Below are 13,358 nucleotides of genomic sequence, written 5' to 3'. Positions count from 1 at the left end.
CTATCGTCCTGGGGACCACCTCTGGAGTTCTAGCGCCGCCCCGTCGCGCAGGATCCTCTCCGCATCGGCGGAGTAGACCCCGCCCGGCTCGTGCAGCAGCAGGCCGGGCAGTATCGTGGACGGAGCCCGCGAGCCGCGACGGCCCTGCAGCAGCACGATCTTTGCCGGCCGGCCGACCCTGGGCCAGAACGGCACCAGGGCGATGCCGCCAACCAGGCCGCCCCGGAGCAGGGCAGCGCAGGCTTCTGCATGCAGCGCCGCCGGCAGGATCAGGCTGAAGCTGCCGCCCGGTACCAGCAGCGGCGCCAGCACCGCGATCCACTCCCCCAGCAGGCCGCCCGCCGCCCGTCGCGCCAGGTCACGCTTCGGCACCGGAGACGCGGTCGCATTGCCCCGGTGCCAGGGCGGGTTGCACAGGATGTGGTCGAAGCTCGCCCGTCCGGGCTGGCGTGGGTCGGGGCCGTCCGGCAGCCCATCCGCCGGCAGGCGCGGCAGCACCGCCTGATGCAGCCGGGCGTCGAACCCGTTGGACCGCATGTTCCAGCGCGCGACCTCCAGCGTCTCCGCATCGGCCTCGATGCCGTGCGCGATCACGCCCGGAACCCGGCTGCTGAGGCACAGCAACGCCGCCCCGGCTCCGCAGCCGGCTTCCAGCACCGACTGGCCGGCTCTGGCCGGAACCGCGGCCGCCAGCAGCACCGGCTCGATGCCGGTCCGGTAGCCGTCCAGGAACTGCCGGTAGCGCAGGCGCCCGCCGAGCAACGCATCGTCGGTCACCGCCGGGCTCATGACGCAGCCCTCATCCCTCGATCACTCCGCATCGCTGCGCCGCCGTTGGCTTGACCACCCCCCTGGCGCCGCTCATATGTGCCACGCACCCCGGACGGATCGGGTAGCGGCAGCAGGGGGAGGATCGTGCTTGAGTCTTGCCGCCAACCTCGCTGCAGCCAATCCTGCCTCCTATGCCGACCACGGCGGGGAGGGTGATCTGGACGGCCCGGGTGAGGCGCTCCCCCCTACCGGAAGCGACGCGCTTCGCGAACTGTCCGATCTCCTCGCGGACGACATGGCCGCCTGCAACCGGGCGATCGTCGCGCGCATGGACAGCCCGGTCGCGCTGATCCCGCAGCTCGCGGCTCATCTGGTGGCCGCCGGCGGCAAGCGGCTGCGTCCCTTGTTGACCCTGGCCTCGGCTCGCCTGTGCGGCTACGAGGCCGGGCACGGCGTACCGCGCCACGTCAACCTCGCCGCCTGCGTCGAATTCATCCACACCGCCACCCTGCTGCATGACGACGTCGTCGACGAGAGCCAGCTTCGCCGCGGCCTCGCCAGCGCCAACGCGGTGTTCGGCAACAAGGCCTCGGTGCTGGTCGGCGACTTCCTGTTCGCGCGCTCGTTCCAGCTGATGACCGAGGACGGCTCGCTGCGGGTGATGGCGATCCTGTCGAACGCGTCCGCCACCATCGCCGAGGGCGAGGTGCTGCAGATGGCGACGCAGAACGACCTGTCGACCCCGATGGACCGCTATCTCGACGTCATCCACGGCAAGACCGCCGCCCTGTTCGCGGCCGCCTGCCAGGTCGGCGCCGTGGTCGCCGCGCGTCCGCAAGCCGAGGAGCAGGCATTGCAGGCCTACGGCGACAATCTCGGCATGGCGTTCCAGCTGGTCGACGACGCGCTCGACTACGCCGCCGACCAGGGCGAGCTTGGCAAGACCGTCGGCGATGATTTCCGCGAGGGCAAGATCACCCTGCCGGTTCTGGCTGCCTACGGTGCCGGCGACGAGACCGAGCGGGCGTTCTGGCGCCGGGTGATCGAGCAGAGCAGCCAGGACGAGACCGACCTGGACCACGCCATGGACCTGATCGCCCGTCGTGGCGGCATCGAGATCACGCTGCAGCGGGCACGCCACTATGCGCACGCCGCGCGCGACGCGCTGGGAGTGTTCCCGGACAGCCGCCTGCGCCGCCTGATGGGCGATATCGCGCTTTATACGGTCAGCCGCGGCCGGTAGCCGGTCCCGGCCGGGATCCCGGTCTCGGCGATTTCCAGCAGCGAGAAGTCCGGATAGCCGAACCCGGGCAGGCCGCAACGGAGCGCTTCCGGATCGGCCGGCGGCGCGGTGAACAACGCAACGCCCGCCCCGTTGCCCGTATCGTCCAGTCCAAGCTGCGCCAGCACGTCGGCAGTGCGCCGCGCGACCGCTTCCGCCGGATCCAGCCAGAGGATTCCGTCGGGCGAGGCGGCACGCAGCGCGTCGAGCAGGAAGCTGTAGTGGGTGCAGCCGATGCAGACGACGTCGATCCGGCCGCCACCCGGCTGTCCGAACAGCGCCGCCAGTTCGTGGCGGATGGCGTCCTGCGGCACCGGCCTGCCCCGGAAGGCGGCCTCGGCGAGATCGGCGAGGCCGCGCGCACCGTGCGCCAGCAGAGTGCAGTCCGCAGCGAACCGGGCGGCAAGGTCGTGCAGGTAGGGGCGCCGCACCGTGGCCGCCGTTGCCAGCAGACCGATATGCCGGGTGCGGCTGAGCGACGCAGCCCACTTCACCGGCGGCACGGTGCCGACGAATGGAATGGCGAAGCGCCCCCGCAAGGCGTCCAGCGCCACCGTGCTGGCGGTGTTGCAGGCGATCACCACCACGTCCGGACGCACCGCGTCCAAGCCGGCGCCGATCACCCGCTCGATGCGCGCGACGAGCGCCGTGTCGGGGATCTCGCCATACGGGTAGACCTCGTTGTCGGACAGCATGGTGATGTCGGCCCGCGGCAGCCGCGTGCGCAGGGCGCCGACGATGCCATAGCCGCCGATGCCTGAGTCGAAGGCGAGTATCCTCGTCACGAAGGCGGGCCTCGCGTCATGAAGCCCGGCGCCTGGATCAGTCCTCGGCCTCCCGGGCCGCCTTGCGCGCCAGGGCCTCTTCCGCCGAGGCGACGCCGCCATGCCGCGCCGACCAGGCGCATGGGTCGTCGAGGAAGCGGCGTACCTCGGAGGCGGCCTTCTCGGAGAAATACGGCCGGCCGGCACAGGCCTCCAGCACATCCCACCAGGTGCACAGCGAATGCAGCTGGATGTCCATGTCGGCCAGCGTCCGGTGCGCACCCGGGAACACGCCGTAGAAGAACACCACGAAGGCGTGGTTAACGATCGCCCCCGCCTCGCGAAGCGAGTTCGCGAACTTGATCTTGGACGCGCCGTCGGTGGTCAGGTCCTCGACCAGCAGGGTGCGCCTGCCCTCCGGAACATCGCCCTCGATCAGCGCGTTGCGGCCGAAACCCTTCGGCTTCTTCCGCACGTACGCCATCGGCGCGAGCATGCGGTCGGCGATCCAGGCGGCGAACGGGATGCCGGCGGTCTCGCCGCCGGCCACCACGTCGATGCTCTCGTAGCCGACATGACGGCCGATCTTCTCGACGCCCAGCTCGACGATCTTGGCGCGGGCGCGCGGAAAGAAGATGATGCGGCGGCAATCGATATAGACGGGCGACCTCCAGCCGGAGGTCAGCGTGTAGGGTTCCTCGGGACGGAAGTTGACCGCCTTGATCTCCAGCAGCAGACGCGCCGTCGTGAGTGCCGCATCGCGGTCCCAGTCGGTCGTGCTGCCCGCCGACATGTCGGTGCCGGATTCCGGTCCGCCCGCCTTGTTTGCCATCACGCCATCCCCTCATCTGCTGCGGCAGCGATAGCCGCATGACCACAGGAAATCCATCATGCTCACGGCCGGACCGGATCTCATGAGCCTGGCGCTGCTGCCGCAGCCACCGGTCTGGGTGCTGGACGACACGGGCACCGCCGCCGGTGGCCAGGCGACCGCCATCGCAGGCCGGCTTGGCCTGCCGTTCCGCCGCCTGACCGCCGCTCCGAAGCAGCCGCATCGCCCCGGCGGCCCTGGTCCGGGCCTGGTCCTCTCGGCCGGCCGTCGTGCCGGGCTGCGTGCCCTGCTGCTGCGCTCCCGCCATGGCTGCCGCGTGGTGCATTGCAGCTCAACCCGGCTCTCCGCGATGTTGCCGTACGACATGATCGTGTTGCCGCAGCAGGTGGGCGGGCCTGCCGGTGCCGGCTTGCAGGCCGACCACCGCTCGGAGGATGGGCGCCTGGTGCCGGTGCTTGGGGCGCCGAACGTGGTGTCTCCCATGCTGCTCGCCCAGGCGCGCGAACTCTGGACCGAGAGGCTGGCGCATCTGCCGCATCCCAGGCTGCTGCTGCTGTTCGGCAGCCCAGACCGCCGGTTCGCCTGGCAGGTCGGACGCCATCTGGCGAGCCTCGCCCGCGAGCGCGGCGGATGCGTCCTGGTCTCGGTGCTGCCGGGTGGGCTGCAGACCGCGGACGCCCTCATGGCTGGCCTGTCCGACTGCCTGCACCTGATCTACCGGGCTGGCGAGCCGGGCGAAAACCCGACCCTCGGCTTCCTTGCCCACGCCGACGCGGTCGTCACCGCACGCGTCGGTCCGCTCACCCTCTCCGAGGCGTGTTCCGCCGCCGCCCCGGTGTTTGCGGCGCAGGCCGCCGGCGAGACCGGAACCGCCAGCCGACTGCTGGCGCATCTGCTGGCGGTGGGGCAGGTCCGCCCTCTCGAGCACGATCTTTCGCCATGGACGCGGCAGCCCCTCGACGAGGCCGGCCGCATCGCGCTGATGATCCAGGCGCGGTTCGGTCGGCCGGCGCCCGCTGTTGCGGTGCAGCGAACTATTTCGAAGTCCTGAGCGTCACGTCTTGCGCGACCTGGACCGTAACGTCTAGCCTACGCGTCATTGTTGCGAACGATTTGCAGAAAGAGGTTGGCTGTGGCCATTAGGACGAGCCAGATTGCTCGCAACTGCGAACGTGCCGTTGTGACAGCCTACAAAGAGTTGCGCGGCTGCGGCACGGCGGACCTGCGCGCCTTCCAGTCCTGCACGACGCTGTATCGCATCCACCACCCCGAGGCCTCGATCGACGAGGCGCGCCGTCTGGTCTCGGAATGGATCGACCATCATGTGGTGAGGGAGGCGGAAGGCCCCACCAGAGGCTGCGACTGCTGAGAACCGGCGCGCTGACGCACCAGGCTGGTCATCCGGCGCGCTTTTCCTGCGCTCCGGTGCTCACGGCCCGACGGCCGCTCCGCTCCGGTGCTCGGCAAAACACGACGGGCGGCGCGTAGGTCACCTCTGACTCAGCCTGGTACGGCAGCGCGCCGGTTCCCGTGCCAGGCGAAGCGTAAGGTAGGCTAGCCGCGCTGGTGCAGGGGGACGAAGTCTCGCTGCGGGCTGCCGGTGTAGATCTGGCGGGGGCGGCCGATGCGCTGGCCGGGCTCCTCGATCATCTCCTTCCACTGGCTGATCCAGCCGACGGTGCGGGCGACGGCGAACAGCACGGTGAACATGCTGGTCGGGATGCCCATCGCCTTGAGGATGATGCCCGAATAGAAATCGACGTTCGGATACAGCTTCCGGCTTACGAAATACTCGTCCTCGATGGCGATCTTCTCCAGCTCGACAGCGAGTTCCAGCAACGGCTCGTTCTTGATGCCGAGTTCGCCCAGCACCTCGTGACAGGTCGCCTGCATGATCTTCGCGCGCGGGTCGAAGTTCTTGTACACGCGGTGGCCGAAGCCCATCAGCTTCACGCCGCTGCTCTTGTCCTTCACCTTCCGGATGAACTCCGGGATGTGATCCTTGGTGCCGATCTCGTTCAGCATCTTCAGCACCGCCTCGTTGGCGCCGCCATGCGACGGGCCCCAGAGCGAGGCGATGCCGGCGGCGATGCAGGCGAACGGGTTGGCACCGGTCGAGCCGGCGAGGCGCACCGTGCTGGTGGACGCGTTCTGCTCGTGGTCGGCATGCAGGATCAGGATGCGATCCATCGCGCGCGCCAGCACCGGGCTCACCTTGTACGGCTCGCTCGGCATCGCGAACATCATGTGCAGGAAGTTCTCGGCATAGCCGAGGTCGTTGCGCGGATACACGAACGGCATGCCCTGCGCATACTTGAACGCCCAGCCGGCAATGGTCGGCATCTTGGCGATCAGCCGCAGCGCCGACAGCTCGCGATGCGCCGGATCGTTGATATCGAGGCTGTCGTGGTAGAAGGCCGACAACGCGCCGACCACGCCACAGATGATCGCCATCGGATGCGCGTCGCGGCGGAAGCCGTTGTAGAAATGCCGGAGCTGCTCGTGCAGCAGCGTGTGGTTGGTGATCTGGGCGACGAAGTCCCGGTTCTCCTGGGCGTTCGGCAGCTCGCCATGCAGCAGCAGATAGCCGACCTCCAGGAACGTCGACTGCTCGGCAAGCTGCGCGATCGGATAGCCGCGATGCAGCAGCACCCCCTCGTCGCCGTCGATATAGGTGATCTTGCTTTCGCACGCCGCGGTGCCGCCATAGCCGGGATCGTAGGTGAAGATGCCGAGGTCGGCATGCAGCTTGCGGATGTCGGCGACCGCCGGCCCGAGGGAGCCGGTCAGCAGCGGCAGCTTGGCCGACTTGCCGGTGTCGTCGAGGCTGATCGTGACCGAGGAAGTGGCTGTCCCGCTCATGCGATGTTCCTGTCCTGACCGGAGCCGTCGGCCATGTGTTCCGGGGTTCGACTATCTTGGGCTTCGAGAGATCGTGGCAGATCTATGGTCAAGGCACGCCCGTGGCAACCGGCACCGCGTGTGCCGCGGGCAGGGCGCCCCGGGGACGCTCATGGTGCAACCACGTCCAGCAACCGGGCGTGACGTGCATCCAGCGTCGACCAGCACCCTTCCACGGCAAAGATTGCGAGCATGCAGGTAGGAAAGCCGCGCTGCAGCGCATCCGCCTCGCCGGACAGCCGGTAGGCGAGCTCATGCAGCCCGGGATTGTGCCCGACCAGCAGCACGCTGTCGGCGTCGGCCGGCGCCTCGCGCAGCGCGTCGAGCAGGCTGTCCGGCTCGGCGAGGTAGAGATGGTCGTGAAACGCAGCCGCGGTGCTGCCGTCCGGCGGCTGCAGGCCGAGCTGTGCGTAGGTCTGCCGGGCTCGCGCCGCGGTGCTGACCAGCGCCTGCTCCGGTCGCCATCCACGCTCGCGCAGCAACCGTCCCATCGCGGCCGCGTCCATCAGGCCACGATCGGCGAGCGGGCGCGCATGATCCCAATCGTCCGGCGCCCCGGGTGCGGCGGCGAGCGCCTTGGCATGGCGCAGCAGCAGCAGCCGGCGCTCGTCGGTCATGCCTCCCGCCTGGCCATGCCCGTGGCGACCGGACCGGAGGCGGCGTCGATCGCCGCTGCCTCGTGATGCCGGATCACCTCGCGGATGACGAAGGCCAGGAACTTCTCGGCGAAATCCGGGTCCAGCCGTGCCTCCTGCGCCAGCCGGCGCAGGCGGGCCACCTGCAGCGCCTCGCGGGCCGGATCGGCTGGCGGCATGGCGTGTCGCGCCTTCAACTCGCCGACCGCCTTGGTGCAGCGGAACCGCTCGGCGAGCATGTGGATCAGGGCAGCATCGATATTGTCGATGCTGCTCCTGAGCGACTGCAGATCCGCCAGCCCCTCTGCCTGATCCTGGTCCGCCGCCGTCTGATCCAAATCTGCTCCTCGCGCCGGCCGGGACGTGTGATCGTCCGGCCACCGCACACGCACGGTTCCGGACGCGGAAGTGTGCAGGATCAACGGGGCACCGACAAGGCGCGGCGGCGGCTGGGCGGAGGGTGACGCCGGCCTACAGATCGATCCAGGCCAGGTGGCCGCCCTTGCCGGCGCCGGTATCGGTGAAGATCGCGGTGCCGCCGTTGCGGCCATGCTTGACCCAGGGGCGTCCGTCCGGGCTCCGCCGGTCATGACCGCAGTAGACGGTGTAGCCGCGCGGGATGTGGTCGACCCAGCCGAGCCGCCGCTCCGGGTAGCCGTCCTCCTGCATGCGTCCGGTAGTTTCCCCGAACAACGCGCGGGACAGCAGGTGCGAGACGCCGTCTAGCCCGGGCGGTGGATCCTGCTCCAGCATGCCGGTATGGAAGCCCCCATGCACGAAGGCACGCTGGCCCAGCACCATCCAGGCCGGCGCCCGGCCGATCTCGGCGAGTGCGCGGGCGCGCAGTTCGTCGTCGAGCTGGGCGAGGGTGGCCTCCAGCGGCGGATCCGGCCGCATCCGCCGTCCGCCCAGCGCACGACCCAGCTTGCGATCGTGGTTGCCGAGGATGAACATGCCGCGACCCTCGTCGATCAGGCGGAACATGATGCGCAGGGTGCCGGCGCTATCTGGGCCGTGGTCGACCAGGTCGCCGAGCTGGATGATGAAGCGGTCGGTGGCAACAGCATGGCTGAAGGCGCGGGTGTCGCCATGGACGTCGCCCACCACACGCAACGGTCGCCCGGCAAGGTCCGGCCAGGCATGTCCGGGTGCGAGGCGACCCGCCTGGGGCGGGGGACCGTCGGCGCTCATGAGGCGGCACGCACCTCGTTGCGGAAGGCTGCCAGCGCACGGTCGCGGCCCTCGGTCAGCGAGATGACCGGCCGGGGGTAATGGTCCCCGAGCCGGATGCCGGCGCGCTCGAGTTCCGCCTCCGGCGCCTCCCATGGCTCATGCAGCCAGCGATCGCCGAGGCGCTGCAGCTCGGGCACCCAGCGACGCACGTAGGCGCCGTCCGGATCGAACTTGCGGCCCTGGGTGACCGGATTGAAGATCCTGAAGAAGGGCTGGCTGTCGGTACCGGTGCCGGCGACCCACTGCCAGCTGGCGCTGTTGGTGGCGAGGTCGCCATCCACCAGCGTGTCCCAGAACCAGGCCTCGCCTTCCTGCCAGGACACCAGCAGATGCTTCGTCAGCAGGGAGGCGGTGATCATCCGCACGCGGTTGTGCATCCAGCCGATATGCCAGAGCTGGCGCATCCCGGCATCGACAATCGGCACGCCGGTCTGTCCGCGCTGCCACGCCTGCAGGCCGCGCGGGTCGTGGCGCCAGCGCAGCCGGTTGTAGGCAGGGCGCAGCGGCTCGTCCGGCATCGCCGGGTTGTGGTGCAGCAGGTAGGCGGCGAATTCGTGCCACAGGATCTCGCCCTGGAAGGTGTCGAAACCGGAACGTCCGGTGCTGCCCTTCCTTGCCCGGCCCTGTCCGTTCGCCTCGCGCGCTGCGTGCCAGACCTGCACCGGGGAGAGCTCGCCCCAGCGCAGGTGCGGTGACAGCATGGACGTGCCATCCTCGTTGCCGGGGATGTTGCGGCTGTCGCCGTAGTCGTCGAGATGGTCGGCCAGGAAGCGCTGCATGCGTGCGTGCGCCCCGGCCTCGCCCGGGTTCCAGGCGTCGCGCAGTCCGCCGGCCCAGTCCGGCCGTGTCGGCAGCAGGTGCCAATCCTCCAGTCGGTCGGACGCGAACTTGCCGTCGGGGGCATGCAGCTGCTTCACCGGCGGCAGCGGCGGCTCCGGATCCGGCAGGCCGCGGCAGGTCCGCGCGAACGGGGTGTAGACGCCGTAGACCTTGCCGGTCTGGGTGCGGATGGTGTCGAGCTCGAACAGCGTCGAGACGCGGTGCGACCTGAAAGCGATGTCATGCTGCGCCAGCGCCTTCTCGACCCGGCGGTCCAGCTCGCGCAGCACCGGTTCGTGCGAGCGTCCGCAATGCACGCTAGCCGCGCCCGCCTCTGAGGCCAGCGCCGGAATGATCTTCGCGGCGTCGCCTTCGCGCAGGATGAGTGTGCCACCCGCCTTGCCGATCGCCTCGGCAAGCGCGGCGAGGCTGTGATGCAGCCACCAGAGCGATGCGCCGCCGAGCGCCCAGGCGCCCCCGGCCTTGCGGTCGAGCACGAACACGCACAGCACGTGGCGGGCTTCCTGCAGCGCCTCGGTCAGCGGGCGGTGGTCGGCGAGCCTGAGGTCGTTGCGGAACCACACGAGGGCCGTGTCGTCGCCCCGGTCACTCGCCGCCTTGGCTCCCGGCTTGTGGGCCATCTTCGTTTCGCCTTGCGGCATCCGGCACTTCCTGATCCTGATACCGCCTTCAACAGTTGAGGCGGGCGCCGGTTCTGGACCTCGGAGGTGAGGATGGCACACCGTTCAGGGCAAAACTAAACAAGCGTTCAGCACCGAGCAGGAAGGCGCGGCCGCCGCGCGGGAACAGCCGGGCGATCGGCGGGCTGGTGACGTCGAGGCCGCCGGTATAGGCGCCGAACGCCGGCAGGATGATGCGCCGGCTGTCGGCCACGAAGCAGGGCCGGGAGATGGCGCCGCCCCGGGTGGCGATGCGCGCCTTCGGGTGGTGATGGCCGCACAGCTCGGCCTGTCGCGCCGGCAGACCGTCAACCGCCTGGTGACGGAAGCGGAGCGGCCCAAGGGCGAACTCCTGCGCGCTCTCGCCCGGCAGGCCCTCCGGCGGCGTCGGGTCGTGGTTGCCGAGCACCCACACCAGCCGTGCAAGGCTACCGAGGCGACGTACCCGCTCGCCGTCCGATAGTGTCAGCCGCAGTGCCGCGCGGCGGTCGTGGAAGCTGTCGCCAAGCGCCACCACGATCTCCGGACGCCAGTGCTGGATGCGCAGCAGCAGCCGGTCCAACGTGATCCTGGTGTCCCAGGGTGGCACCAGCGCGCCGCGCCCGGCTGCGGCGGAGCCCTTCTCCAGGTGCAGGTCGGCCACCACCAACAGCTTCGCCGCCGGCCAGAACAGCACGCCGGCCGGATCCAGCATCAGGCGCTCGCCGGCAACGTGCAGCGGGGCGGCGTTCACGGGCGATCCCCGGGACGTCCGGGCGCACGCGCGGCGCTACCGGCAGGCGATCGGCCACCGCCCTCGCCGCGATAGGGGCGCGGACGCCGGCCACCCTGGCGGACGCCCGGCTGCCGGGTCAGCCGGCGCAGCTCCTGCGCGTGGCCGGGGGCGATGCGCATCTCCTCGGTCGACGGCTCGGCGGCGCCGGTCGCTTCAGCGATCAACGCCTCGGTCTCTGCCAGCAGGCTATCCTCCGCATCCTCGTCGCGCACATGCTCGCGACCGATATCCAGCATCACCGGCACCGCCAGGGGCGACACGCGGTCGAGCCGCATGACGCGAACGCGGCCCACGATACGCGCAAGCAGATCGCCCAGCCGGCCGATATCGGTCAAGCCGCCGGCGGCCTCCTGCCTTGTCGCGCGCAGCAGAACATGATCGGGCTGGTGCCGGCGCAGCACGTCGTACACGAGGTCGGTGTTCACAGTGACCTGCCGCCGGCTGGCATTGGCGCCCGGATGCTGGCGCTCGATCAGCCCCGCCACCACCGCTACATTCCGGAAGGTCCGCCGCAGCATCGAGCTCTCCGCCATCCAGGCCTCGAGATCGTCGCCGAGCATCTCCTGGGCGAACAGGCCGCCGATATCCGCGGGCGGCGCCTCGGCGCACCAGATGGCGATCGCATAGTCGCTGGCGACGAAGCCGAGCGGCTGCGCACCGGCGCGTGCCAGCCGGCGGGTCAGCAGCATGCCCAGCGTCTGGTGCGCCAGCCGGCCCTCGAAGCAGTAGGCGATCAGGAACATCCGGCCGTGGCGCGGGAAGATCTCCACCAGCAGATCGTCCGGCCCCGGCAGCACCGAATGCTCGAGCTGCAGCCGCAGCCACTCCTGCACCGGCTCGGGATAGAGCAGCCGCGCCTCGGGATCGTGCAGCATGCGCCGCACCCGGGCCGCGAGCCCCGAGGTCAGCGGGTTCTTGGAGCCGGCCCAGGTGGGCACCAGCGGATCGCCGCTGGCGCCGTCGGACACCTCCACGTTGACCTCGCGCAGGCGCAGGAAGCGCAGCTTGCGGCCGGCGAACATGAAGGCGTCGCCCTCGCGCAGATGGTTGGCGAAGCTCTCCTCGATCTCGCCCAGCACCAGGCCACGCGGACCGCCGAGGCGCACCTTCAGCACCGGCGCCTCGACGATGGTGCCGGCATTCATCCGTGCCTGCCGCGCCACCCGTTCGCCACGGATGTGGACCAGCCCCTCGGCGTCGCGGAACAGCTTGCGGTAGCGGTCGTAGGCGGCCAGCGCGTAGCCGCCATCCTCGACGAAGCCGAGCACGTCGTCGTAGTCGCGCCGGCTCAGCTCGGCATAGGGCTGCGCCAGCCGCACCTCGTCATACATCGCCTCGACGCCGAACGGTCCGGAGGCGGCCATCAGCAGCAGGTGCTGCGCCAGCACGTCGAGGCCACCCGGCACCGGCGGATCGCCGTCCAGCTCGCCGGCGGCGACCCCCTGGATCGCCGCCTCGCATTCCAGCACCTCGAAGCGGTTGGCCGGCACCAGCAGCGCTGCCGAGCTTTCGTCCATGCGGTGGTTGGCGCGGCCGACCCGCTGCAGCAGGCGCGACACCCCTTTCGGCGCGCCGACCTGGATCACCTGGTCGATGCCGCCCCAGTCGATGCCGAGATCGAGCGACGAGGTGGCGATCACCGCGCGCAGCCCGTCCTTCGTGCCACCGCCGCGCGCCATCGCCGCCTCGACGCGGCGGCGCTGGTTGATGTCGAGCGAGCCGTGATGCAGTGCGATCGGCAGCGTCGCCTCGTTGATGCGCCAGATCGCCTGGAACAGCAGCTCGGCCTGCGCCCGGGTGTTGACGAACACGATCGTCATGCCGGCCTGGCCGATGCGATCGAGGATGGCGGATGCGCCGGCGAGGCCCATGCGCCCAGACCACGGCACCCGCTCCTGCGGCAGCATCAGCCCGATGCGCGGTGCTGCGCCCGGCTCTGCCTCGATCAGCCGGGCAGGGGTGTCGAGGCCGACATAGCGGCGCAGCAGGTCCGGATCGGCGACGGTGGCGGACAATCCGATGCGCCGCGCCGCCGGTGCCAGCTGCGACAGCCGGGCCAGGCACAGGGCGAGCTGGTCGCCGCGCTTGGTGCCGGCGAGCGCGTGCGCCTCGTCGATCACGATGCGGCGCAGGCCGGCAAAGAAGCTGCCGGCGTCGCGCCGGGACAGCAGCAGCGCCAGACTCTCCGGCGTGGTGAGCAGGATCTGCGGCGGACGTTCACGCTGCCGGGCGCGCCGGTCGGCGGGGGTGTCGCCGGTGCGCGTCTCGATGGCGATGGCGAGGCCCATCTCCTCGACCGGTGCGGTGAGGTTGCGGGCGATATCGGTGGCCAGCGCCTTGAGCGGGCTGACATAGAGGGTGTGCAACCCGTCTGCCGGTTGCCGCCCCAGCTCGACCAGGCTCGGCAGGAAGCCGGCGAGGGTCTTGCCGCCGCCGGTGGGCGCGATCAGCAGCACGTCCTGGTTCCGGGACGCTGCGTCCAGCACCGCGATCTGGTGCGCCCGCGGCATCCAGCCGCGCCGAGCGAACCAGGCAACGAAAGGGGCCGGGAGGGACGCGTTCATACTCTGTTCACAATAGACCGCCGATCCCATCCCGCAAGGCTGGCGCATGGTGGGGGCGGGATCGTGACCTGAGGTAACGGTGTTGCGTAAACCGGCGCGCCT

The 13,358-nt window shown here is 70.3% G+C and carries 13 protein-coding genes; 3 read left to right on the top strand and 10 right to left on the bottom strand.

All coding sequences use genetic code 11. The features are described from left to right. Positions 1–789 (bottom strand): tRNA1(Val) (adenine(37)-N6)-methyltransferase, encoded by a 789-nt coding sequence (locus tag FE263_RS13015; protein ID WP_138326455.1) that lies wholly within the window; start codon positions 787–789, stop codon positions 1–3. 277 nt (positions 790–1,066) lie between these two features. Between FE263_RS13015 and FE263_RS13010 the strand changes: the two genes are divergently transcribed. After that, entirely contained in the window at positions 1,067–2,014 is a 948-nt protein-coding gene (locus tag FE263_RS13010) for a polyprenyl synthetase family protein (RefSeq protein WP_138326661.1), read from the top strand. Here FE263_RS13010 and FE263_RS13005 read toward each other — a convergent pair. Together FE263_RS13005 and FE263_RS13000 are read right to left on the bottom strand one after the other, a co-directional pair. After that, a complete protein-coding gene (locus tag FE263_RS13005; protein ID WP_240759520.1) occupies positions 1,990–2,838 on the bottom strand; it encodes a glutamate racemase in 849 nt (282 codons plus the stop codon). The genes FE263_RS13010 and FE263_RS13005 overlap by 25 nt on opposite strands. A 37-nt stretch (positions 2,839–2,875) precedes the next feature. Continuing rightward, a complete protein-coding gene (locus FE263_RS13000; RefSeq protein WP_408886189.1) occupies positions 2,876–3,649 on the bottom strand; it encodes an orotate phosphoribosyltransferase in 774 nt (257 codons plus the stop codon). 58 nt (positions 3,650–3,707) lie between these two features. Between FE263_RS13000 and FE263_RS12995 the strand changes: the two genes are divergently transcribed. Then, positions 3,708–4,700, top strand: coding sequence for an ELM1/GtrOC1 family putative glycosyltransferase (locus FE263_RS12995; protein WP_138326453.1), 993 nt, complete (start codon positions 3,708–3,710; stop codon positions 4,698–4,700). 81 nt (positions 4,701–4,781) lie between these two features. After that, on the top strand, positions 4,782–5,018 hold the full coding sequence (locus tag FE263_RS12990; protein ID WP_138326659.1) for a hypothetical protein: 237 nt from the start codon (positions 4,782–4,784) through the stop codon (positions 5,016–5,018). Positions 5,019–5,203: 185 nt separating this feature from the next. On the opposite strand, the gene gltA is transcribed toward FE263_RS12990, so the two are convergent. The 7 genes from gltA to FE263_RS12955 all read right to left on the bottom strand — a co-directional run bounded on the left by gltA (position 5,204) and on the right by FE263_RS12955 (position 13,256). Then, on the bottom strand, positions 5,204–6,511 hold the full coding sequence (gltA, locus tag FE263_RS12985; RefSeq protein WP_138326452.1) for a citrate synthase: 1,308 nt from the start codon (positions 6,509–6,511) through the stop codon (positions 5,204–5,206). A 149-nt stretch (positions 6,512–6,660) separates the two neighbouring features. After that, on the bottom strand, positions 6,661–7,167 hold the full coding sequence (locus FE263_RS12980; protein WP_205880367.1) for a SixA phosphatase family protein: 507 nt from the start codon (positions 7,165–7,167) through the stop codon (positions 6,661–6,663). Next, positions 7,164–7,523, bottom strand: a complete 360-nt coding sequence (locus FE263_RS12975; protein WP_138326451.1) for a chorismate mutase — start codon at positions 7,521–7,523, stop codon at positions 7,164–7,166. The genes FE263_RS12980 and FE263_RS12975 overlap by 4 nt, the downstream gene beginning before the upstream one ends. 133 nt (positions 7,524–7,656) lie before the next feature. Next, the gene (locus FE263_RS12970; RefSeq protein ID WP_138326450.1) at positions 7,657–8,376 is read right to left on the bottom strand and encodes a metallophosphoesterase; all 720 of its coding nucleotides are present in this window, start codon (positions 8,374–8,376) and stop codon (positions 7,657–7,659) included. Continuing rightward, a complete protein-coding gene (locus tag FE263_RS12965) occupies positions 8,373–9,878 on the bottom strand; it encodes a cryptochrome/photolyase family protein (RefSeq protein ID WP_138326449.1) in 1,506 nt (501 codons plus the stop codon). The genes FE263_RS12970 and FE263_RS12965 overlap by 4 nt, the downstream gene beginning before the upstream one ends. A gap of 49 nt (positions 9,879–9,927) precedes the next feature. Then, complete coding sequence (gene pdeM / locus FE263_RS12960; protein WP_138326448.1) at positions 9,928–10,650, bottom strand: ligase-associated DNA damage response endonuclease PdeM; 723 nt, start codon at positions 10,648–10,650, stop codon at positions 9,928–9,930. Continuing rightward, on the bottom strand, positions 10,647–13,256 hold the full coding sequence (locus FE263_RS12955; RefSeq protein ID WP_138326447.1) for a ligase-associated DNA damage response DEXH box helicase: 2,610 nt from the start codon (positions 13,254–13,256) through the stop codon (positions 10,647–10,649). The genes pdeM and FE263_RS12955 overlap by 4 nt, the downstream gene beginning before the upstream one ends. Positions 13,257–13,358 lie beyond the last annotated feature (102 nt).

Origin of the sequence: Lichenicoccus roseus (assembly GCF_005844085.1) — a bacterium.
GTDB lineage: Bacteria > Pseudomonadota > Alphaproteobacteria > Acetobacterales > Acetobacteraceae > Lichenicoccus > Lichenicoccus roseus.
The sequence above is the reverse complement of the archived record's forward strand: the minus strand, read 5'-3'. Positions and strand labels throughout refer to the sequence as shown.

Coding starts and splice junctions, on each gene's coding strand:
- FE263_RS13010 (WP_138326661.1), top strand. CDS start 1,067: ATGGCCGCCTGCAACCGGGCGATCGTCGCGCGCATGGACAGCCCGGTC.
- FE263_RS12955 (WP_138326447.1), bottom strand. CDS start 13,256: ATGAACGCGTCCCTCCCGGCCCCTTTCGTTGCCTGGTTCGCTCGGCGC.
- FE263_RS12965 (WP_138326449.1), bottom strand. CDS start 9,878: ATGGCCCACAAGCCGGGAGCCAAGGCGGCGAGTGACCGGGGCGACGAC.
- FE263_RS12980 (WP_205880367.1), bottom strand. CDS start 7,167: ATGACCGACGAGCGCCGGCTGCTGCTGCTGCGCCATGCCAAGGCGCTC.
- FE263_RS13015 (WP_138326455.1), bottom strand. CDS start 789: ATGAGCCCGGCGGTGACCGACGATGCGTTGCTCGGCGGGCGCCTGCGC.
- FE263_RS12970 (WP_138326450.1), bottom strand. CDS start 8,376: ATGAGCGCCGACGGTCCCCCGCCCCAGGCGGGTCGCCTCGCACCCGGA.
- gltA (WP_138326452.1), bottom strand. CDS start 6,511: ATGAGCGGGACAGCCACTTCCTCGGTCACGATCAGCCTCGACGACACC.
- FE263_RS13000 (WP_408886189.1), bottom strand. CDS start 3,649: ATGGCAAACAAGGCGGGCGGACCGGAATCCGGCACCGACATGTCGGCG.
- FE263_RS12995 (WP_138326453.1), top strand. CDS start 3,708: ATGCTCACGGCCGGACCGGATCTCATGAGCCTGGCGCTGCTGCCGCAG.